The organism is Wolbachia endosymbiont (group A) of Sicus ferrugineus (genome assembly GCF_947251515.1).
GTDB lineage: Bacteria > Pseudomonadota > Alphaproteobacteria > Rickettsiales > Anaplasmataceae > Wolbachia.
This window is the reverse complement of record NZ_OX366370.1, coordinates 412,035-433,494: the sequence shown is the minus strand read 5'-3', so window position 1 is coordinate 433,494 and position 21,460 is coordinate 412,035. Positions and strand designations below refer to the sequence as shown.

Annotated in this window: 21 protein-coding genes and 3 pseudogenes; 14 read left to right on the top strand and 10 right to left on the bottom strand. The window is 35.4% G+C overall.

Annotation, left to right across the window (positions count from 1 at the left end):
* The first annotated feature begins 49 nt into the window (after window positions 1-49).
* Window positions 50-835 (top strand): hypothetical protein, encoded by a 786-nt coding sequence (locus OPR24_RS02180; protein ID WP_265033702.1) that lies wholly within the window; start codon window positions 50-52, stop codon window positions 833-835.
* Between the two features lie 1,030 nt (window positions 836-1,865).
* Here OPR24_RS02180 and pth read toward each other — a convergent pair.
* Complete coding sequence (gene pth / locus OPR24_RS02170; protein ID WP_265033700.1) at window positions 1,866-2,414, bottom strand: aminoacyl-tRNA hydrolase; 549 nt, start codon at window positions 2,412-2,414, stop codon at window positions 1,866-1,868.
* Window positions 2,415-2,416: 2 nt separating this feature from the next.
* A complete protein-coding gene (locus OPR24_RS02165; RefSeq protein WP_265033699.1) occupies window positions 2,417-3,025 on the bottom strand; it encodes a 50S ribosomal protein L25/general stress protein Ctc in 609 nt (202 codons plus the stop codon).
* A gap of 145 nt (window positions 3,026-3,170) precedes the next feature.
* Between OPR24_RS02165 and OPR24_RS02160 the strand changes: the two genes are divergently transcribed.
* Window positions 3,171-3,470, top strand: a complete 300-nt coding sequence (locus tag OPR24_RS02160) for an ETC complex I subunit (protein WP_253309377.1) — start codon at window positions 3,171-3,173, stop codon at window positions 3,468-3,470.
* Between the two features lie 51 nt (window positions 3,471-3,521).
* On the opposite strand, the gene ftsL is transcribed toward OPR24_RS02160, so the two are convergent.
* Window positions 3,522-3,827, bottom strand: a complete 306-nt coding sequence (ftsL, locus tag OPR24_RS02155; protein ID WP_265033698.1) for a cell division protein FtsL — start codon at window positions 3,825-3,827, stop codon at window positions 3,522-3,524.
* Window positions 3,824-4,777, bottom strand: a complete 954-nt coding sequence (gene rsmH / locus OPR24_RS02150; RefSeq protein ID WP_265033695.1) for a 16S rRNA (cytosine(1402)-N(4))-methyltransferase RsmH — start codon at window positions 4,775-4,777, stop codon at window positions 3,824-3,826. The genes ftsL and rsmH overlap by 4 nt, the downstream gene beginning before the upstream one ends.
* Window positions 4,778-5,005: 228 nt before the next feature.
* On the opposite strand from rsmH, the pseudogene OPR24_RS02145 reads away from it, so the two are divergent.
* A pseudogene (locus tag OPR24_RS02145) lies at window positions 5,006-6,215 on the top strand (MFS transporter).
* 63 nt (window positions 6,216-6,278) lie between these two features.
* Here OPR24_RS02145 and map read toward each other — a convergent pair.
* From map to ftsA, 3 genes are all read right to left on the bottom strand, one after another.
* A complete protein-coding gene (gene map / locus OPR24_RS02140; protein ID WP_265033691.1) occupies window positions 6,279-7,061 on the bottom strand; it encodes a type I methionyl aminopeptidase in 783 nt (260 codons plus the stop codon).
* A 150-nt stretch (window positions 7,062-7,211) separates the two neighbouring features.
* Complete coding sequence (locus OPR24_RS02135; protein ID WP_265033688.1) at window positions 7,212-7,613, bottom strand: nucleoside triphosphate pyrophosphohydrolase; 402 nt, start codon at window positions 7,611-7,613, stop codon at window positions 7,212-7,214.
* A gap of 41 nt (window positions 7,614-7,654) precedes the next feature.
* The gene (gene ftsA, locus OPR24_RS02130; protein WP_265033686.1) at window positions 7,655-8,893 is read right to left on the bottom strand and encodes a cell division protein FtsA; all 1,239 of its coding nucleotides are present in this window, start codon (window positions 8,891-8,893) and stop codon (window positions 7,655-7,657) included.
* A gap of 149 nt (window positions 8,894-9,042) precedes the next feature.
* On the opposite strand from ftsA, the gene def reads away from it, so the two are divergent.
* Both def and OPR24_RS02120 read left to right on the top strand, forming a co-directional pair.
* On the top strand, window positions 9,043-9,582 hold the full coding sequence (def, locus tag OPR24_RS02125; RefSeq protein ID WP_253309681.1) for a peptide deformylase: 540 nt from the start codon (window positions 9,043-9,045) through the stop codon (window positions 9,580-9,582).
* On the top strand, window positions 9,572-10,393 hold the full coding sequence (locus OPR24_RS02120; RefSeq protein ID WP_265033684.1) for a uracil-DNA glycosylase: 822 nt from the start codon (window positions 9,572-9,574) through the stop codon (window positions 10,391-10,393). The genes def and OPR24_RS02120 overlap by 11 nt, the downstream gene beginning before the upstream one ends.
* A 334-nt stretch (window positions 10,394-10,727) precedes the next feature.
* Here OPR24_RS02120 and OPR24_RS02115 read toward each other — a convergent pair whose 3' ends face one another.
* Window positions 10,728-11,129, bottom strand: a complete 402-nt coding sequence (locus OPR24_RS02115; protein ID WP_265033682.1) for a DUF1016 N-terminal domain-containing protein — start codon at window positions 11,127-11,129, stop codon at window positions 10,728-10,730.
* A 194-nt stretch (window positions 11,130-11,323) separates the two neighbouring features.
* Here OPR24_RS02115 and OPR24_RS02110 point away from each other — a divergent pair.
* Together OPR24_RS02110 and OPR24_RS02105 are read left to right on the top strand one after the other, a co-directional pair.
* Window positions 11,324-12,335, top strand: a pseudogene (locus OPR24_RS02110) (IS630 family transposase).
* Window positions 12,332-12,583, top strand: a complete 252-nt coding sequence (locus OPR24_RS02105; protein ID WP_265033680.1) for a hypothetical protein — start codon at window positions 12,332-12,334, stop codon at window positions 12,581-12,583. Before OPR24_RS02110 ends, OPR24_RS02105 begins: the two are co-directional and overlap by 4 nt.
* Window positions 12,584-12,861: 278 nt before the next feature.
* On the opposite strand, the gene sdhA is transcribed toward OPR24_RS02105, so the two are convergent.
* Window positions 12,862-14,667 carry a succinate dehydrogenase flavoprotein subunit gene (gene sdhA / locus OPR24_RS02100; protein WP_265033678.1) on the bottom strand — a complete coding sequence of 602 codons (1,806 nt, stop codon included), beginning with the start codon at window positions 14,665-14,667 and terminating at the stop codon, window positions 12,862-12,864.
* A gap of 180 nt (window positions 14,668-14,847) precedes the next feature.
* Between sdhA and OPR24_RS02095 the strand changes: the two genes are divergently transcribed.
* From OPR24_RS02095 to OPR24_RS02080, 4 genes are all read left to right on the top strand, one after another.
* Window positions 14,848-15,045, top strand: a complete 198-nt coding sequence (locus tag OPR24_RS02095) for a hypothetical protein (RefSeq protein ID WP_265033677.1) — start codon at window positions 14,848-14,850, stop codon at window positions 15,043-15,045.
* Between the two features lie 351 nt (window positions 15,046-15,396).
* Window positions 15,397-16,323, top strand: a complete 927-nt coding sequence (locus OPR24_RS02090; RefSeq protein ID WP_265033676.1) for a ribose-phosphate diphosphokinase — start codon at window positions 15,397-15,399, stop codon at window positions 16,321-16,323.
* Complete coding sequence (gene gatC, locus OPR24_RS02085; protein WP_065094978.1) at window positions 16,313-16,666, top strand: Asp-tRNA(Asn)/Glu-tRNA(Gln) amidotransferase subunit GatC; 354 nt, start codon at window positions 16,313-16,315, stop codon at window positions 16,664-16,666. The genes OPR24_RS02090 and gatC overlap by 11 nt, the downstream gene beginning before the upstream one ends.
* 401 nt (window positions 16,667-17,067) lie before the next feature.
* On the top strand, window positions 17,068-17,574 hold the full coding sequence (locus OPR24_RS02080) for a DUF2924 domain-containing protein (protein WP_265033674.1): 507 nt from the start codon (window positions 17,068-17,070) through the stop codon (window positions 17,572-17,574).
* 50 nt (window positions 17,575-17,624) lie between these two features.
* On the opposite strand, the pseudogene OPR24_RS02075 reads toward OPR24_RS02080, so the two are convergent.
* Window positions 17,625-18,520: pseudogene (locus OPR24_RS02075) on the bottom strand (IS630 family transposase).
* A gap of 150 nt (window positions 18,521-18,670) precedes the next feature.
* Between OPR24_RS02075 and guaA the strand changes: the two are divergent.
* The 3 genes from guaA to OPR24_RS02060 all read left to right on the top strand — a co-directional run bounded on the left by guaA (window position 18,671) and on the right by OPR24_RS02060 (window position 21,459).
* On the top strand, window positions 18,671-20,233 hold the full coding sequence (gene guaA / locus OPR24_RS02070; RefSeq protein ID WP_265033672.1) for a glutamine-hydrolyzing GMP synthase: 1,563 nt from the start codon (window positions 18,671-18,673) through the stop codon (window positions 20,231-20,233).
* A 237-nt stretch (window positions 20,234-20,470) separates the two neighbouring features.
* Entirely contained in the window at window positions 20,471-20,854 is a 384-nt protein-coding gene (locus OPR24_RS02065) for an ankyrin repeat domain-containing protein (protein ID WP_265033671.1), read from the top strand.
* Window positions 20,855-20,856: 2 nt separating this feature from the next.
* The gene (locus OPR24_RS02060) at window positions 20,857-21,459 is read left to right on the top strand and encodes an ankyrin repeat domain-containing protein (protein ID WP_265033669.1); all 603 of its coding nucleotides are present in this window, start codon (window positions 20,857-20,859) and stop codon (window positions 21,457-21,459) included.
* Window position 21,460: the final 1 nt, after the last annotated feature.

Sequence of the window (21,460 nt, the reverse complement as noted above, 5' to 3'; positions counted from 1 at the left end):
TCATATACAATAGTAACTGGTGAGAATTTTAACTAAATTAAAAAAAATCATGAACGACGAAGACCTTTTCGAGGAAGACGGTGGTAATATTGAAGAAAATAACGATGATAAAAGAGAGAAAAGTTTAGAAAATGAAAATCAGCAAAATCAAGAAGAACAATACAAAGAGGAAGATAAGCAATACATAATACAGTATATTCAAGATTATTTAAAAGCTTTTGAGGATATTTTAAATCAGATCGACGAAGGAATTGATAATTCTGATAGTTACGAAAGGACTATGCAAATAAAGCGAAGCATAGACAGGCTCATAGAGACTTTATATAGTCAGGCTGCGTCTGAAGATATTGATGCAGAATTTGAAACCACAAAGCATACTCGCGATAAATCAGAATCTATGAAAAGGGTTAGAGAGAAAAGAAGGAAGCAAGCAATAGAAGAAGTATTAAGTAGCATGTTTGCCCAGCAACAAAAGGAGCTAATGAACGCTAAACACTTAAGTCATGGACATGAAACAGCACATAATGATGAAGCAAAAAAACGAGTGAAGTCTTCTATCAGGGGAGTGTTGTTTTCGGTGATTGCTCATAGGATGGATCCAAGAAGGAGAGCAGGGGAAACTGCTGACGATAACGAAAAGCGAGCTCATATATATGGCAGGGAAGCAGTTGGTGGAGCTTTAGGTGCATTGTTAAAAACATTTTTAACAGCAGTTACTGCCGTTGTGCGCGAAATTGCTAAGCCACTTCAGCATATCAGCAAACAGGAAACATCTTTTGCAAAACAAGTTGAAGAAAGCAGAAACGCAGATTCACAAAAAGGTCGATCTGTGTAGACTTTTCCTTGTAATAATCTTTCGATTCTACTGTCTGTTAATTCATAATTAGGGTTATATAGCTAACTGAAAAAAGGTTACCCCAGAAGGGATAAAAAGGTATAAAATGGCTTTAGATAAGGTAGAATGATGCCAAAGTGAGGATCTGAGGGAACGTGTTTTGAAAGTAGTAGACGAGAAAAAAATGACTATGGAGAAGATAAGCAAGAGAAAAGATAATTGAAAAATTTGGCAATACGTGCAAAAACAAAGATACTTGCCGGATTTAAATCCAATTGAAAAGTTATGGTTTGCCATCAAGCATGCCATAAGAAAAGTTCTGCAGAACTTTTGGCCCGATATCAATTCGGCTATTGATTTTAGCACTCGGGGAAACCTTACTTGGGTTAGCTATAGTTTGCTTGCTCACAAGCAAACTTTCCTGGATCCCAGTGTCAGCTACTCGGATGACATCCTCCCTAGTGAATATTGCTCTTAATTTGTAACTAACCTAAGCTATAAATGTTAAGAAATTTACCAGATAAAAAAAAAGCAAAAGAAGCCCTAGTCATTGTCTATTTTCAGTATTGGCGTTTTTTAAGTCTTAAACACTACAATTTAGCTGCTTTTAAGTGCAACTCACCTTAGCTTTAATATTTAAGAAATTTACCAGGCAGAAAAAAAAGGCAAAGAACTCCCGTGGTGCGAGTTTTGACCCTATAATAATTTAAACTGGCGCTGTAATAATGTGCCAACGCTTAAAATAAGCGCGATTTGGCTGAATGTAGAAAAAATTTAAAAGACATGCAGCCGCTATAATTTTATGTAATCCGCCAAAAAATACCCTAAGGTTTTTACTGAATTTTGTCATTGAGCCTGCAGGTCAAAAACAAGTTTTGAGTCGTAAATACCCTTATTGTCATAATAAGGGGGCTGACGGAGTTTGTAAAGGAAGTTTTTCGTTTCTACTGAATGACAATTGTGGCTTGGGAGGTAGTGCAAGAAATCTGTTATTTTAATTGTGTGAAATTTAGTTTTGTGTTTCGTAATATTATACAATCAAATTGATAAAAGCTGTATTATCTCCTTGCAGCATTAAGTGTATATTTTTTGCTATTTTTTCCACTAAGGGAGTAACGTTATCAAAATTTGAAAATTTTGATAATACATAATCTGCTAAGCTTTTTTCACCTTCAGGTCTACCCACTCCAAATCTCAAGCGCCAATAATCATTACCAATAAAACTATCTATGGATTTAAGTCCATTATGTCCAGCAGGGCTACCACCTTTCTTTATTTTTATTCTTCCAATTTCCAAATCAGCGTCATCGTGTATGACAACGATATTATCTAGCGATAATTTGTAAAAGTTTCGTATTTTTGCAACAGGGATGCCTGAATTATTCATAAATGAATAAGGCTTTATTAACACGATTTTATTATCATTAATTATGCCAGAGGTTATTAGATAATCGGCTTTTTTAGAAAACGACTGGAAATTCCAATATTTGTAAATTTTATCAACTACGATGAAGCCGATATTATGATGCGTTAACTCATATTGACCACCAGGGTTACCAAGTCCAACTATCAGATGCACTATTACTCTGTTTCTGCTTGAGGTTCTTCAACGTCACTATCGGCAGCAGAAATTGTAACAATAGTAAAATTTTCTTCTTCATGAGCTACAAACTTAACACCTTCTGGTAATTTTACATCGTTGATATGTATAGATTGGCCAATCATTTTACCAGATAAATCAACTTCTATAACCTGAGGTATTTTATCAGGAGAGCATTTAACAGTAATAGAACGACACAAAACATTAAGCACTCCACCTAACTTGATCCCTGGAGCTTTACTTTCATTCACAAATGATAGAGGTATGTCTATTTTAATTTCGCTGCCTTTATCAACAAATTGAAAATCAACATGTTGCACAGTATCCTTTACTACATGCAATTGGATATCGCGAACAAGAGCATATTCCTTTTTGCCCGAAATATTCAGCTCTATCAAATGTGCAGAAAGAGAGCCTGATTTATATTGCTTCGTGAATTCCTTTGCAGACAATGTTAAATTTACATTATCATGACCCTTTCCATATATGATTCCAGGGATGTTTCCTTTCTTCCTTAGAGAATGCATCGCTTTTATTTTTGTTATATCACGTAACTCTGCATTAATTGTTACTATTTCTTGTTGCGTCATCGATTACTCCTATTCAGCTAATCCTTTTAATATAATTCAATAATAATATAACATAAAAATATTTATTTCAAACTTCATTCTTTCATACTAATTGTTTGTGAAAGGATTTATTTAGATATATATTTAAGCTTATTTAACAAGAACTATGGGCATTGATGATAAAGTAGTTTTTAGGATTTATAAACCAACAAAAACTGCAACACAATCTGGTTTAGGTAATACAAATCTCTGGCACCTAAAAATTGAATCTGGTTCTTACTACATTGAACCTTTAATGGGGTGGGTTGGCTCAAAAGATCCAAAAAAACAGATTGTATTAAAGTTTGATTCTCTTGAAAAAGCAGTATTCTACGCAAAAAAACGCAACGTTAAATACGTAATTGAAATGCCAAAAAATGTTAAGAGGCTGCCAAAATCTTACGCAAGCAATTTCATACTAAAGTAAGGTTTATTGTGGTGTGCTTATCTGTAAAAGATAAAGCTTAGTATAACCAATTTAACTCTGGGTTTTAAGTTGTGCTAACACACTGCAGCCATTTAAAGAGTCAAGATTTTTAACCTGGCTAGCCAGTATTAAAGAGTTATTTTTTAGGTATTTCTTTACAAGGCTTGCAAGTCTTTTTGGATTATTCAAATAGCTCCACTCTGCTTGTAAAACTTTTATATCACTTTGTACTAAACTAATTTCACTTTTTATTTTTATTAGCTCTCTATTTAATGACTGAACATGTAGTTTTATCTTAAATAGTCCTACAATGCTAAGAAAAAACATAACTATTGAGATGATGCAGAAAGTTCTCATGACAACTTCTGTATAGCTCTTAGTTTTGCTGAGCGTGAACGCGGATTTGCACTTACTTCTTCTATACTTGCTTTGATCACTTTTTTATTTAGAAGAGAGAATGTCTTACAATCAGTAGATCTTGGCTCACATAGATCTTTAAAAAAAGTTTTGACTATACGATCTTCCAAAGAATGAAAGGTGACAACAATTAATTTGCCATTCTCATTTAAAATTTCAGATGCAGCTTTAATGCCCCTCTCAAGTTCTCCCAGCTCATCGTTTACCCATATTCTGATTGCCTGAAATGTTCTGGTTGCAGGATCAATTTTGCTTTTTCCACGGAACACCACAGAACGTACAATGTTCGCAAGCTCAAATGTAGTTTTGATAGTTTTCTTCTTCCGTGCACTTACTATTGCTCTTGCGATTTTGCGAGAATGATGCTCTCCTCCGTAGTTATATATAGTATTTGCAATTTCTTCTTCGCGTAAAGCGTTAACAAACGTTGAAGCGTTTATATAAGAAGAGTTATCCATGCTCATATCGAGTGGACCATCATGTAAAAATGAGAACCCTCTATCTCCGTTATCAAGCTGCATAGATGAAACTCCGATGTCAAAAACCACCCCATCCACTCCGTTTGATGTCATTCCAGCGCGTGACCAGTTATTTTTTCCAGTATCAAGTACTGGGATGACAGGAAATGGCTCAACGCTGCTTAGTATACTTTTAATATTACTAAACTTCTCAATGAATAGTTTTATTCTATCGGGATATCTAACGCTTAAATCATCATAAAACTTAGTTACCGTTTCATCTCTATCAATTGCATATACCTTGCAATCAGCTGACTCCAATATTGCTTTGCTATACCCTCCAGCTCCAAATGTGGCGTCCACGTATATACCACCATCCTGCGGTGATAGTAGTGATAGCATCTCTTTTAACAAAACTGGAGTGTGTGTCATAGTGCTCCATCAAGAGACTCTGTGCATACAAATAAAAATAGCTTCCCACTAAAACATGATATTTCATGGAAATATATAGGCAATAATATAAAAATACTTGGATATAGTCAATGATATAAAAATATTAAGATTTAATAAGATACTATTATTAATATAATGTTCAAATTTTTCTATTATATAAAAAAAAGTAATGTATATTACTAAATACTAAACAAACTATAGAAAATTATGCAGCAAATAACAAAAGTAATATTTTCAAGTTTGATTTGTAACACTTTATTGTGGTATGACCACATGCTTTTTGGCCACTTAATAAACATAAGGTGGTGTGTTTTTTCCATCGGATGATCAACTAACCAGCGTATTGAAGGCTTTTGGAGTGTTTGCAGTGGGTTTCTTAATGAGACCAGTCGGCGCTGCTATATTTGGTCACATTGGTGATAAGCATGGCAGAAGAGTTGCCTTATTGCTCTCGATTATATTAATGACTTTATCAACTGTATTAATTGCTTTTGTTCCAGGTTATCAAAGCATTGGAATACTAGCGTCAATGCTGGTAGTTTGTTTAAGATTATTGCAGGGTATATCCCTTGGAGGAGAAGCAGGAAATGCACCATTTTTAATAGAACACGCTCCTAAAAACAAAAAAGGATTTTTTGGCAGCATTGAAGTATTAAGCGCAATTTTTGGTTCAGTATTAAGCCTGATAGCAGTACTCATATGCAAAAAAGTATCTGATTTTGAATCTTGGGGGTGGAGATTACCTTTCATTTTCAGTTTAGCAATGGGATTAATCAGCATATATATGAGATATATACTTGATGAAAGCCCAGAGTATAAAAGACAGAAAAATCCATCTAAACTGCCATTAAAAGAGTTATTGAATAGCTATAAAAAACCTTTTCTGATATCAGTTGGGGTTGATATAGTTGAAAACTCATCTCTTTACATATATCTGGTATTTTTCAATGTGCTTACATCAACAATAAATACTCATTTTAACCATATGGTAGAAATACTGAGTCAAATTGCGCTCGGAGGATTGACAATATTGTTTGCAATACTTTCTGATAAGGTAGGAAGAGAAAAAGTTATGAAATTTGCATTTATAGCTTTTGTAATAGTGAGTTATCCAGTTTTCTCAATGTTATGTAGTGGCAATTACTTACTCACTTTTACGGCACATATTCTTTTTATAATTCCAATAGCTGCATCGCTTGGTCCTGTCAGTGCATTTGTGTGTGAATTATTTCCAACAAAGGTTCGGTACAGTGGATTTGCCTTGTCAAGAAATATAGCTGCTGGATTTTTTGGTGGCCTTGCACCATTTATATGCACAACAATTATCAAAGTTACAGGAAAAGAGGCTTCAGCTAGTTTTTACATGATTTTCTGTGCATTAATTGGGCTAGTTGCTATATCGCAAATTAAGGATTAGCTTTCTTCAAAATCACCCAAAGTAAACCAAGTATAGTTGCAGTATAGCAGAATTAAAAAAAATCTAATTATAAGGTGGGAAATGCCAATTCTTAGGTGATAATGTGAATATTTCAGCACCATCTTTAGTTACTCCGAGCGTATGTTCAAATTGAGCAGAAAGTGAAAGATCGCGTGTTGTTACTGTCCAGTCATCGAGTTTACTGAGCAGAGTCTCATGTTTTCCAGCATTAATCATTGGCTCTATTGTAAAAAACATACCTTCCTTCAGGATGAGATTTTCATCTTGATCATAGAAATGCACTACATTTGGTGGAGCATGAAAGACTTTTCCTATACCATGTCCGCAGTAGCTGCGTACGATAGAATATCCAAAATCTCTAATATATTTCTCTATAGCAAGCCCTATTTCATTTAACTTATTGCCGGGTTTAACTTGTTTAATTGCTTCCATCAATGCATGATAAGTAGCGTCACACAAACGTTTTGCTTTTATTGATGGCTTGCCAACCCAAAACATGCGACTTGTATCACCATGCCAACCATTTAAAATCACCGTGACATCAATATTTAAAATATCTCCATCTTTAAGCGGTTTATCATCGGGAACACCATGGCACACAACTGCATTTTTTGAAGTGCAAATCGATTTTAGATACCCCCTATAGTTTAGTGGTGCTGGAATTGCACCTGCATTAATTATAAAATCATGACATAGATCATTTAACTCATTAGTTGTCACCCCTACCTTTACGTACGGTGCAATGAAATCAAGAGTTTCAGCAGCAAGCCTGCCAGCCTTGTGCATAAATTCAAAATCTTCTTGTGAGTGTATAGTTATGTTCATATTTTCCATGTCTTATTGTAATTGGTACGCTTACTTGCAAGTACATAAATGTAATAACTTTACGTATTATGAAAATAAGCCCTATGGATCCTAGTGTCAAGTCATTTGTATGAAAGGTGGTCAAGCAAGAAGTCTATTTAATAATCTGAACTATACAACTACTATCTCAGGATAATCTGAAGGTTTTTTGTGATAGTAATCGATGCTCTTAGAATTCACCTCAATGTAAGTATTGTAGATACGATTCTCAAAACCACCTCTCTCTTGTTTTTTAGAGATACGCTTTTCTTCAATTTGTTCTATAGATAGTCCACTTTCTTTGCCTAATGCATGTATGACCTCAAGTAAATCAGCTAACTCTTCAAGGTTTTCATCTGAGGTTTTAGAGGCAATAACTTCCTTTGTTTCTTCTAAAAGTTTATCTTTGAGACGTTCAATGTATTCATCTTTTTCCATCACCCTCTCATAAACAATAATTCCATGGGAACGTATAATTTCAGTTGTATGATCACGAACAAGTTTATTAATTTTGAAACAATGTTTTTTATTCATAATGTTTCCTTTGATGGATATAAGAATTTCATTCAGTAAAATTAAACTGTAACTTTTGATTTAACCCAATGGTACAACTTACTTATTTTACCATCTTGACCGAGCATTCCAGAGTTATTCTTATAAAAAGTGTCAATTATTAGCTTTATAGAACCTATAGCAGCAGAAAATACAGGATTTTTATCATATTCGCCATCAAGACCGCTACAAGACTCAGGGCACCCAATTCGAACTTGCTTATTGAATATATAGCCTGCAATTTCCTTCATGCTTGTGAGTTGACTAGTTCCACCTGTGATCACTACTTTATTAATTGGATCTTTCTGCTCTTGAAATTGCTCTCTTACCATTTCAAGTATTTCTTCAACTCTTGGTCTTATGATGTTAATAAGCTCAGATTTGAATACTTGAGTAGGTTCATCATTTTCACTATTTTGGACTGTAATATATTCGTTCTCATCTATTGAAGTTACGATAGTGCTACCATACAGTATTTTTATATACTCTGCACGTTCTATGCTTGTGCATAGCCCGTAAGCAATATCTCGAGTGATATGAACGCCACCAATTGGAACGCTGCTTGCATACACAAGTTTCCCTCTTTTGAAAATTCCAATTGCAGTGCACCCACCGCCTATATCAACAATAGCAGTTCCGAGCTCTTTTTCATCTTCACTCAGACAGGCAAGACCTGCAGAATATGCAGAAGCAATACAACCTGCCATATTTAATCCACCATTATTGGTAATACAGTTTTCAATATTGGTAAGCGCTGGACGCGAAGCAGTGACAACATTAACATCAGCAGATAGTCTTTTTCCGTACAATCCACCAACTTCTTTTATGTCAGTCATGTCATCTAAGTGATATTTCAGTGGTATATTGTGAATGATAACATTTTCTTCAATATATTTCTCAAACGTCTGAAAAACTACACGTTTTATATCCCGGTCAGAAATTTCATGATTAGCTGCAATAATTTCATTATGTACATTAAAAGATGAGATGCCACATCCAGCAATGTTCACATATATCTGGTCTATAGTTTCCTCTGACACTTGCTCAGCTAAACCTATAGTTGATGAGATGGAGTAATTTGCGTGTTTTACATTAGTTATCGACCCACCGTTTACACCTTCTGCAATCTTATAGCCCGTTCCTGTTACTTTATAGCTGAAGTTGCTATTTATCTTAACGATTAGACAAATAATCTTTGTTGTACCTATGTCTAAAACAGCAAAAACGTTTCTCTTTGGTTTTGCTATTACTGCAGAGTACATTAGTTAACCTTATTACGCAATTTCATTTAAATTGTAGCTTTCTTTAATAATTTATATTTCTGTTATAGATATAGCAACATTTTAATATACACTAAATTCTGGACAAAAGGAAAAGCAAAACATAAAATTATAATTTTTATGTCCATATTATGTCCATATTACCAATTGTAATTGCCCCTGATGAAAGACTAATCACACGTGCCAGTGAAGTAACAGATATAAACGATAAAATTAAAGAATTAGTAAACGACATGTTCGAAACTGTGTACGATGCAGAAGGTCTTGGCCTTGCTGCAGTGCAAGTTGGAGTGCTGAGGAGAGTTTTTGTTATGGACATTCAGCTTTCCCGAGCTGAAGACGAGCCAGTAGGGTATGAATCGACTGGCAAATTTTACATGATTAACCCTGAAATTACGGAATTATCCGATGAACAAGTAATTCTCAAAGAAGGGTGCCTTTCAATTCCAGAGCAAAGCTATGAAATTAAGCGTCCAAAATATTTGACTGTGAAATATAAGGATTTAAATAATGAGGAACAGACGCTAAAAGCTTGCGGCTGGCTCGCAAGGTGTATTCAGCATGAGCTAGATCACTTAAATGGCATATTATATATTAGACATTTATCTAAATTAAAGTATGATATGGCCATGAAAAAAGCACAAAAGGTTAAAAAGCATTATGAGCAATGAAGACCTAGAATTATTAAAATTTTACCATGAAGTGGGCGTTGATTGCACACTAACAGAGGGTGAAGAGGAAAAAAAGTTGGAGAGCAAAGAGGGTGTGCAACCCTCTGTTATCCAAACTGGGACCCAGAAGAAAGATGCAGATACGCGCTGGGGTGACACTAAAGATGGAAAAGACATGTTTCCAAGTGTTTGGATAATTGAAGCAAGGAAACTTGCAAGTAAATGTAGTAGTGTGGATGAACTAAGAAGTGCAGTTGAATCATTTGAAGGTTGTGAGATAAAAAAAACTGCAACTAATACTGTTTTTTCCGATGGTAATCCAAACGCAAAAATTATGCTCGTTGGTGAAGCTCCAGGAGCAAATGAAGACCTTCAAGGCATACCATTTTGTGGTGCAAGTGGAATGTTGCTCGATAAAATGTTAAATGCAATCAATCTTGATCGCACTAAGGTATACATAAGCAATACCGTATTTTGGCGCCCACCTGGCAATAGAAAGCCAACCGACCTAGAGCTTGATATGTGCAGACCATTTGTTGAGAAGCATGTTGCACTGGTTTTACCGCAAATTCTAATTTTGGTCGGGGGAATTGCGTGTTATAGCCTTCTTGACAGCACAAAAACTATATCGAATTTGCGTGGTAGATTTCATACGTACACTAACCAATATTTATCTCACTCAATCACTACAGCTGCTATATTTCACCCAGCTTACCTACTGCGTCAGCCAATGCAAAAACGTTTAGCCTGGGAGGATTTAAAGAAGATTAGGGAGTATCTTAATAATACCAATAACTGTACGAATACTTAACACCACTGGTGTCGAGAAGTAGCCCGCAGAAACGAAAAAACTTACTTGACAAGTTTCGCCAGCCCCCTTATCATGAAATTGAAGCTATTTCATTTAACTTCGCAATCTGTGCAGATTAAAACGACATGGAATCTAGTTCTTATTGTACATTTACTTAGTGTAGAGTTAAGTTTTCTGGATTCCAGTGTCTGGGCACTGGGATGACAGGAGTAGATAAGTGCAACACTAAGTTAGTGGGCAAAATCGTATTTAAAGGCTTAATGAAGTTAATATTAATGGGTCAGAATCAAATCGACCAATTTTTAGTTCTATTGCAATAAGGCGCCTTAATCCCCTATGAAAAAATAGCAAGTTCAATACGACACATTTCTAAATAGTAGCTGCGCTTCAAGTCATCAGAAATTGTAATAATTTCTACAAAATGTGACCAACTCAATTGTTGTGACAATGTCGCGACAATTTCTTGATCGGGAAAGAATTTGGAAAATTGCACCATCCGAAACAATGAAGCTCTATCAAACCCACGTCCATATTTAATCTGAAGCTCTTTTGCAAGTTGGGAGATGATTCGTTTGCCATAGTCTGCACGTTTGTGCTTTAAGATATCTTGATCAATTCTGAAGCCAATTTCCCAATTTAACAATACTAGAGTAGAATTGAAATGTGTAGCAAGATGATTCTTTGCTCTATCTATTAAATTACTAATATCCCCTAATAAGCTAGTAGCGATATCCATCAACGCTATTTTCAATAAAGAACCATTATAGCACAAAAACTAACTTTCTTAGATTTTAATATGTATGCAAGAGGTTACTTTCACCCCGAAAAAACATTACTACTTCCTCTTATACCAATTCCCACTATACAAAGAACGGATAGACAATAATGGAAAAAAAGCCATACTAAAGTAAGTGAAGTAGCGAGGTATAAATGGCATTAAGATCAAAATTATTGGATGAAAAAGTAGTAGAATCAGCAAAAGAAATGCTGAAGAAAGTAAGGAACAATGCATATGTTTCAAAAAAACTAAATGCTGTAATTGCGGCAAAAAAGCATAGTATAACGGCTGTAGCAAAAATATATTGAATTTCAAGAAGCGCACTAACTTCGTGGATAAAACTCTTGAAATTTGGCAGAGAAGAAAAACTGTTTGCTCCTCCATCACGCCGTAGAAAAACTAAATTAAATCAGGCTCAACTACAGCAAATTGAAGCATGTATAGAAGAAAATCCTAATATTACCATTAAAGAAATGAGAATAAGAATCCAGGAAAAGTTCGGATTAAATATCAGCAAATCTACAGTACACCGCCATATGCAAAAGATGAAATTTTCATATATTACACCAAGACCAGTACACAACGTACAAGATAAAAGTAAACAAGAGGAATTCAAAAAAAAATCTCAATGAAGTTATTGGCAAGTATCCAGAAAAAGAGCTATTTTTCTTTGATGAATCAAGGTTTGGCACACATTCGAAAGTTGGGCATGGATGGTTTAAAAAAGGCACTAGGACTCGGGTTAAAATAAAATTAGGTAGGCATAATTTTTATCTCTACAGTGCAGTTAATCCTAAAAATGGAGAGAGTTTTAGCTTATTTGCACTAAATGTTAACACTGATTGCATGAATGTATTTCTTGAGCAAATGTCGCAATATCTAGGGACAAGAGAAGCTGTTCTTGTTATGGACTGTGCTAGTTGGCATAAGTCAAAAAATTTAAAGGTAGCTAAAAATATTGAGATTATATACCTACCTCCATATTCACCTGAACTCAATCCTGTTGAGAGGCTTTGGTTATACATAAAACAGAACATTTTGCGCAATAAAATATACGATACAATTGCTCTGCTTTAGGGTGCTTTGTGCAAATTTATTACTTCTCTTGCCAGCTCCACAATTAAACAACTCTGCAATTTCTCCTATTTGACTGATCAACAATGAGAATTGGTATTACTTTACTTAATTTAAAAGAATATCCAAGAATTACACAAGAAACACAAAAAAAGGTTAGAGAGCTAAAGGAGAAACTCGAGGAAAAATACCACTGTAAAACTGCTTCAAAAAAATGTCAGTCTGGCATTGAAAAAGCAGGTTCTTTTATAGAAAAAACAGCATCTACTGCAGGAAAAGCAGTATCTGCTGCTGGAAAGTACATAGATCCAGCAAAGAGAGAACCCGTCAAACATTAATATCCATAACAACGGTTATTTTCATTTCAGCTGTAGCATATGGTGTCTCTCAGGGTTACATTGGGGCCCTTGCCGCTTTATTCCTCGCAGCTATTGCTATAGCTACATGTCTTGCTCTTACTTTAGGGTTTAGTGGTGTTAAGAAATGTTTTGAAAAACTAACTAATAAAACAAAGAACTCTACTGACAATGACCGACAGACAAAGCGTGCAAGAAATCCAAAAAGTGAAATGAAAGATACATCAACAAAATCTCCCGCAGATGGGTTAACAATATAACTAGTATACCCTCTTTTCTGGAGCGATGAAGTCAATTTCATCGCTCAGAGTTTTTTCAGCCACTTTTTTATAATCAATTTTTACGTTAATTTGACCTTTCTTTTCTTCAAGCCACGCTATGGTGTGTTTCATCCAGTTTTTATCATCACGCTCAGGAAAATCTTCACGAGCATGAGCACCTCTACTCTCCTCTCGATTGGCTGCGCATTCCATGGTAATAACCGCTTGTGGGATCATGTTAGCAAGCTCCAGTGCTTCAACTAACTCACTGTTCCATATCATACTGCGATCCTCAAGTGAAATATCAGGCATCATTTTTGCTACCTTTTTTATAGCTTTTTTACCTTCTTCTAAAACTTCAGCAACACGGAACACTGATGCGTACTTTTGCATAGTGTTCTGCATTTCGCTGCGTATTTTTGCTACTTTGAGCTTCCCAGAAGCAAATCGCATTTTATTAAACCTATCTATTATCCAATCTGTACAATCTGAGCTCAATTTTTTATGTGATGTACAGGATTTTAGTTTCTCTTTTGCTTTGAGTGCTGCAGCTCTACCAAAAACCACAAGATCAAGAAGCGAGTTAGAACCAAGTCGATTTGCACCGTGCACAGAGACACACGCAGCTTCTCCAATTGCAAATAGTCCATCTACCACTTCTTCCTTACCTTGCTTCAGCGTGATCACTTCTCCATGATAATTGGTTGGAATGCCACCCATGTTATAGTGAACAGTCGGAATGACCGGTATTGAATCTTTAGTGACATCAACTCCAGCAAAAGTTCTTGCGGTTTCGCTGATGCCCGGCAATCTGAGTTTTATTACTTCCGGATCAAGATTCGCTATAGTTAAATACATATGATCTTTTTTCGGTCCAACTCCCCTTCCCTCTCTAATTTCAATTGTTATTGCACGACTTACCACATCACGGGAAGCTAAATCTTTTGCTTTTGGTGCGTAACGTTCCATAAACTTTTCGCCCTGAGAATTAACGAGGTACCCCCCTTCTCCACGGCACCCTTCTGTCATCAAGCACCCTGAGCCATATATTCCTGTTGGATGAAATTGTACAAATTCCATATCTTCAAGTGGTAACCCAGCTCTCACCACCATGCCATTACCATCACCTGTGCAGGTATGCGCACTTGTTGCAGAGAAATAAACACGTCCATATCCACCTGTTGCTAGCACCACCGAATGTGCGCGAAATCTATGTAATGTACCGTCGCATAGCGACCAAGCAAGAACTCCGCAGCATGCTCCGGTTTCGCTATCCATAATTAAATCAATCACAAAGTATTCAACAAAAAATTCAGCGTTGAATTTAAGACACTGCTGATATAGAGTGTGAAGGATTGCGTGCCCAGTTTTGTCTGCTGCCGCACAAGTGCGCTGCGCTGATTTTCCTTTACCAAAGTGAGTTGTCATTCCACCAAAGGAACGCTGGTATATTTTGCCATTTTCTGTACGAGAAAAAGGTACGCCAAAATTTTCAAGTTCAATAACAGCTTTAGCAGCGTTTTTACACATATATTCTATTGCATCTTGATCACCAAGCCAGTCTGAACCTTTTATTGTGTCATATGCATGCCAGCGCCAATCGTCTTCACCAATATTACCTAAAGCTGCACTAATTCCGCCTTGTGCTGCAACTGTATGACTTCGTGTAGGGAAAATTTTAGAAATGCAGGCAACTGAAAAATTAGTTGCAGCCATCCCAAGCGTTGCTCTGAGCCCTGCTCCACCTGCACCCACTACTACCACATCATACTCATGTTCTATGATCTCATACGCTGACTTATCCATATTTGCTTATTTTATTATTACAGGCTTATGATATCACAGAAGTAGAAAAAATCTATACAAGTTTTCTATAGCTAATACCAATTCTCATTATTAGTGAACCACTTTTTCATCCAATAATTTTGATCTTAATGCCATTTAAACCTCGCTATTTTACTTACTTCAGGTGGAACATACAATAAAATGGTTGAGTATTTATCTGGCTTGCATCCATCGGTAGTTATTACACTAAATAAACAGGAAGTTGGTGGAACGATAAAAGAAACGATTACTCAAAAATTTTCTGAAATGGCCAGGGAAAACCTTGGCAATTTCTCTGAGGAAGAGCAGGAAAAGATTCGTAATGAGTTGCCGGAATTATCATCTGAAACAGTAAGATAGCTACACGCTTAGCTCTTGAGAAAAAGTGTCAGGGGTTTAGTAGTGGACTAGATAATGATAAAAAGGAGGAAATACTAGGAGAATGTATGAGTAATTTATCCTATGTTGAACTGGAGAATCAAAACGAAGTGGTAAGGTAAATTATATTTCATTGAAGTCATTTATCTTGAAACATAAGCAGGATTTTGTATAGTTGTTTCAATTTGGGTCTGTATATTGAAACAATGCGTGAAAATGACAGGTCATTGTACAAGAGGTACCTAATTTGCCGACAAGAATGCTAGATAAAGAAACTTACATTTCAATTATTTTATAATTTCTGTATAATCTTACAAGCTCAATTGGTACATTATGAAGATAATAATAGGTAATGCTAGTAAAGAATTAGGGGAATCAGTAGTTAACCGGCTAGATGTTCAACCATCCTCTGCTTGGATATCAAAGTTTACCGATGGCGAGGTAAATGTAGAAGTAGCAAATGATCTATATAATCAAGAAGTATACATAGTACAATCTCTTTCTCCCCCTGTGAATGATAACCTTATGGAGCTTCTGCTTATAATTGATGCAGTAAATAGATTAGGAGCCAAAAGGATAGTAGTAATTATTCCTTATTATGGATATAGCAGACAAGATAGAATTATCAAGAACAATGATATGCAATCTGCTTTAAATGCCAAATTAGTTGCAAATCTTATTCAAACTGCAGGTGCAAGTAGTGTTGCAGTGATTGATTTGCACTCAAGTCAAATTGAAGGATTCTTTGATGTACCGATAACTAATTTGAACTGCTTTGAAGCATTTGTTGACTGTATACACACGGAAAATTTGGCAATTGTTGCACCTGATGTTGGAGCAATTGGCAGAGCACGTGCTTTTGCAAAGACTTTAGAGGAAAAGTACAAGATAGGGTTAAGTGATAAGATTATTGTAGTAGATAAATATAGGGAGAAAGCAGGCACATCTCAAGTAATGAACATAATAGGAGAAGTTGCGAATAAAAATTGTGTCATTGTTGATGATATAGTTGACTCTGGTGGAACATTGTGTAATGCAGCCCTTGCTTTAAAAAATTGCGGAGCAAAGTCCGTAATTTCATGCATCACACATGGCGTGCTTTCAGGAAGTGCAGTTGAAAAAATTTCTTCCTCTTCTTTAGATAAATTAGTGATTACGGATACTATACTTCACAAACTTGAAAAAACTGGTAAAATGGAAGTTGTTTCGGTCGTAGATATTTTAACTCACTTCATCCAAGGAGGTAAAGATGCCAGCTAAGTCAACAGAAGACGTTATTACTTCACTAATAGAATTTGCAAATAAGAGAAAAATAACAATTACCAAGGAAGAAATGCTTAAAATTGCACAGCTTGTAAGGATTAAGTTATCAAATGACGAGATTGATCACTACTCCAAAGAACTGACAATGCTGGATTGGATACATGATACTTTATTGCAAGTTAATACTGAAGGTGTTTCTCCTATGCGTTATGGCAGTATAGACAAGGACATTCATGTACGCGATGATGTTATAAATTCTCAAAACATTAAAGAAGAGATATTGTCCAATACAAAACCTGAGCATGGGTATTTCGTAGTGCCAAAGGTTATAAACGATTAGGGTAAAATAAGGCTCATATCAATTCTATAATAGATCTACTTTCAAAGTATCCGTTCAGCAGAGTGGCAAAACAGGTATAGCTAACCCAAGAAGGTTTCCCTACGTCATACCGCCGCGGCGCTAACAAGTAGCGGAATAACGAATTTGTTGTTTTTCAAATTGTAGGTAAACCTAAGCCACTTTAGCTATAGTTTACTTGCCCCATGATTTTCTTTATTATCAGATATTGCTTTAAATAATATGGAGGGGTAAGTTGTCAGCAATTGCCATTATTGATTTTGGTTCACGTACGATATCGGTAGTTAACATTAGCTACCTGAAGGTCAGAGTTGCCTTTCTTAAAGATATTTTAAGTATACTAGATGTATTATTGATACGTGATAATAAAACTGGGGGTTTTTATGGAAACATCTGAATTAACTTTACTCGACTTACAGGATTTGCTTGAAAGTTTGAAAAGGCATGTGCGTAGTGAAGTAGAAAAATATGTAGATAAAAGAGTAGAAGAAGTCAAAGATGAGGCAGTAACATATATAATAAATAAAGTATTAAACAATATGGTGGGTAATGAGCCACTAAATGAGCTCAAAATAGATAAACCTAAAGAAATTGTGCAAGTTGATGATGATGGCTTAACGCAAAATCAAAAAGTTATTAAAGCTCTTTTTATAGTTAGAACACTTGTTGGAGAATATAAAAAGAAAATGTATGAAGTTACAGTCAGTAATGAGGGAAAGTTTATTTACAATGGGGAAGAATATAGTGCTCATTCTACGGCTGGCACAAGAATTACCGGTAAAAGTTGCAACGGTTGGGATTTTTTTAAAGTATGCCTTGACCCCAAAGAAAAACTGAGGACTCTGAGTCACCACCATGCAAAGTTTCTGTCAACTCAAAATAAATCATAGCTAACGTTTAAGTCATACATCAAAGCTTTTAAGAGGTCTTATACCAATTCTCATTGTTGGTCAGTCAAATAGGAGAAATTGCAGAGTTGTTTAATTGTGGAGCTGGCAAGAGAAGTAATAAATTTGCACAAAGCACCCTAAAGCAGAGCAATTGTATCGTATATTTTATTGCACAAAATGTTCTGTTTTATATATAACCAAAGCCTCTCGTGTTTCTAGATATTGCGACATCTGCTCAAGAAATATGTTCATGCAATCAGTGTTGACATTTGGTGCAAATAAGCTAGAACTCTCTCCATTTCTAGGATTAACCGCACTATAGAGATAGAAATTTTGCCTAACTAATTTTGTTTTAACCTGTGTTCTAATCCCCTTTTTAAACCACCCATGTCCAACCTTTGAATGTGTGCCAAACCTTGATTCATCAAAGAAAAATAGCTCTTTTTCTGGATACTTGCTAATAGCTCCATTGAGATTTTTTTTTGAATTCCTCTTGTTTGCTTTTATCTTGTCCATTATGAACTGGTCTGGGTGTAATATATGAGAATTTCATCTTTTGCATATAGCGGTGTACTGTAGATTTGCTGATATTTAATCCGAACTTTTCCTGGATTCTTATTCTCATTTCTTTAATGGTAATATTAGGATTTTCTTCTATCCACTCTTCAATTTGCCGTAGTTGATCCTGATTTAATTTAGTTTTTCTACGCCGTTGTGGAGGAGTAAACAGTTTTTCTTCTCTGCCAAATTTCAAGAGTTTTACCCACGAAGTTAGTGCGCTTCTTGAAATACAATATATTTTTGCTACAGCCGCTATACTGTGCTTTTTTGCTGCAATTACAGCATTTAGTTTTTTTGAAACATATGCATTGTTCCTTACTTTCTTCAGCATTTCTTTTGCTGATTCTACTACTTTTTCATCCAATAATTTTGATCTTAATGCCATTTATACCTCAACTATTTTACTTGCTTCATTATGGCTTTTCTTCCATCATTGTCCATCTGTTTGCCTTGTAATGGGAATTGGTATTAGTTTACTTACTTCTTTATTTTCTTTATTATCAGATATCACTTTTAAATAATATGGAGGAGCAAATTGTCAGCAATTGCCATTATTGATTTTGGTTCACAATTTACACAGCTTATCGCAAGACAAGTCAGGGAAATGGGTGTGTATTGCGAAATATTTCCAAGCAACATCAGTTTTGAAACAATATCAAAATTCAATGGGTTTATTCTCTCTGGAGGACCACAATCTGTAAATGATGATTGTTCTGAAACAAGTAGAGTAGTACATGAAATTATAAAACTTAATAAGGCAACAAACGTTCCTATACTTGGAATATGCTATGGACAGCAACTCATTTGTCATTATTTTGGAGCAAAAGTAAAAGAGAGTTTCAAACAGGAGTTTGGCAGAACTAAAATCAAGATACTAAAAGAATCCCCCATTATAAAGGATACCTGGGATGTTAATTCTGAAGTGGATGTATTAATGAACCATGCGGACAGTGTTGATACTATACCACAGGGATTTACTGTTATCGCATCAGGTGTGATAAATCAAACAATTGCAATGATTGTTAACGAACAGCGGAAGATTTACTGTACTCAGTTCCATCCTGAAGTGAGGCCCACAACAAATGGCAGTAAATTGCTCTCTAACTTCTTGGATATTGCAAATTGCGAGAGAGACTGGACAATGAAATCGTTTATTGAAAAGCAGAAGGAAAAAATCAAAAATGTAGTAGGAGAGAAAAAAGTAATCGCTGCAGTAAGTGGTGGGGTTGATTCAAGTGTTGCAGCGGCTCTCACACATAAAGCTATAGGAAAACAATTGAACTGTATTTTTATCGATACTGGGTTGTTACGCAAGAACCAGACCATTGCTATGTTGAAAGAAATTCCGATAAACTACGTTGATAAATCAAATTTATTTTTGAGTAGGTTAAAGGGAATAACTGATCCAGAAAAAAAGCGAAAAATTATCGGTAACGCTTTCATTGAAGTGTTTGAAGAAGAAGCAAAAAAAATAGGTGATGTGGATTTTTTGATGCAAGGTACCATCTACTCTGATGTAGTTGAGTCAGGGCATGCCTCAGACAACACTAGTACAATTAAGTCTCACCATAATGTTGGTGGGTTGCCAGAAAAGATGAACCTGAAGCTAGTAGAGCCTTTACGCTACCTCTTTAAAGATGAGGTAAGGCTACTTGGAAAAGAAATTGGGCTTTCAGACGAGATAATATTTCAACATCCATTTCCTGGACCCGGACTTGCAGTGAGGATTATAAGTGAAATCGATGAAGAAAAGGTGCGAATATTGCAAGAAGTAGATGAAATATATATTAATACGATGAAAAATTACGATCTATACGATAAGATATGGCAAGCTTTTGCTGTATTATTACCAATAAAAACTGTAGGCGTCATGGGAGATGGTCGTACATACGGATATGTTTGTGCTTTAAGGGCTGTAACATCGTCCGATGGTATGACGGCTGATGCATTTCCATTTGAAGATAAGGATCAGCATTCGCTAGTGTTTTGGGACTTTTTACAGAATGTTGGCAGTATAATTATTAATAACGTTTCCGGAGTAAATAGAGTTGTCTATGACTTAACTTCTAAACCACCAGCAACCATTGAGTGGGAGTAAATCAAAAAGTCTAGTCATCCCGCTTTGTTAGCGGTTGAGATACCGTGAATAAATCACGGTATGACGTTAAGTAACTCGTCATCCCGCTAAGTGTTAGCGGGATCTAGAGATACTGAGGCGGAATGACGAATTTGTTGTTTTTCAAATTGTAGGTAAACCTAAAGCTATAGAAAAAAAGAAGAACCAGTTTCTTAGTTCTTCATTGACATAATTCACTTCATATGCCATAATAAAACTATGAAGTTTAAACGAAAAATGATGTGGTTACAAGAAATATTACAAGAGATCAATAATAATCAAGATATAAATAAAGAAAATATAATTGATGAAATAAGAGACAAATTGGAAAAAAGATGTCCTCCCAAAAATAATCAAGACGATATTTATAGTTTTGATCAATATTTTCAATGGAAAAAGAATAATTTCAATGTAAATCACATATTCAAAGAATACGAATATACAGGTTTTGGGTGTAAAGATAGGTATAGTTTATTGCACCTAGCGGTTAAAAATGGTTATGAAACGCTAGCAAGATTCTTAATGGAAATAGGGGCTAATATTGATGTGAAAGACATATTCAACAGGACTCCTTTACACTTTGCTGTCGGTGAACAAAATTAAAAATGGTAAAGCTCTTGCTAGCAAGCAATGCAAATGTTAATGTGCGAAGTGAACTTGAAATGACACCTTTGCATTATGCTGCTTGGTTCGGCAATGTAGAGATAGTAGAGCTTCTACTGAAAAAAGAAGCGAATGTTAATGTACAAAATCAATTTTATAGAAGAACTCCTTTGCATTATGCCGTTATGAGGGAAAGCAATACAGAAATAGTGAAACCTCTACTCGAAAGAAAAGCAAGTGTTAATTTGCTAGATAGAGAAGGAAAAACTCCCTTGGATTACGCTATTCATTACAATTATAAACATCCAAAGCTAATAAAGCTACTACTAGACTATGGTGCAGATCCATCATGTATTAAGAATAAAGCAATAAAAATTAGCGCTGCTGTGGGTGCTATTACTACTGTTGTAATTCCATTGATGCTTGCATACGCTACTGAATTATCTGTACTAGCAATAGTTGGAATTACTGCAGCATCTGTGTTAATAGCTGGTAGTATTGTTTATGGAGTTATATGCTCTGCCTATGGAGTTACAATTGGCAGTAAGCTAAGTGAGGTTAGATGCAGTAATGTTGATGGAAATAAACAAACTGTACAACCATAAT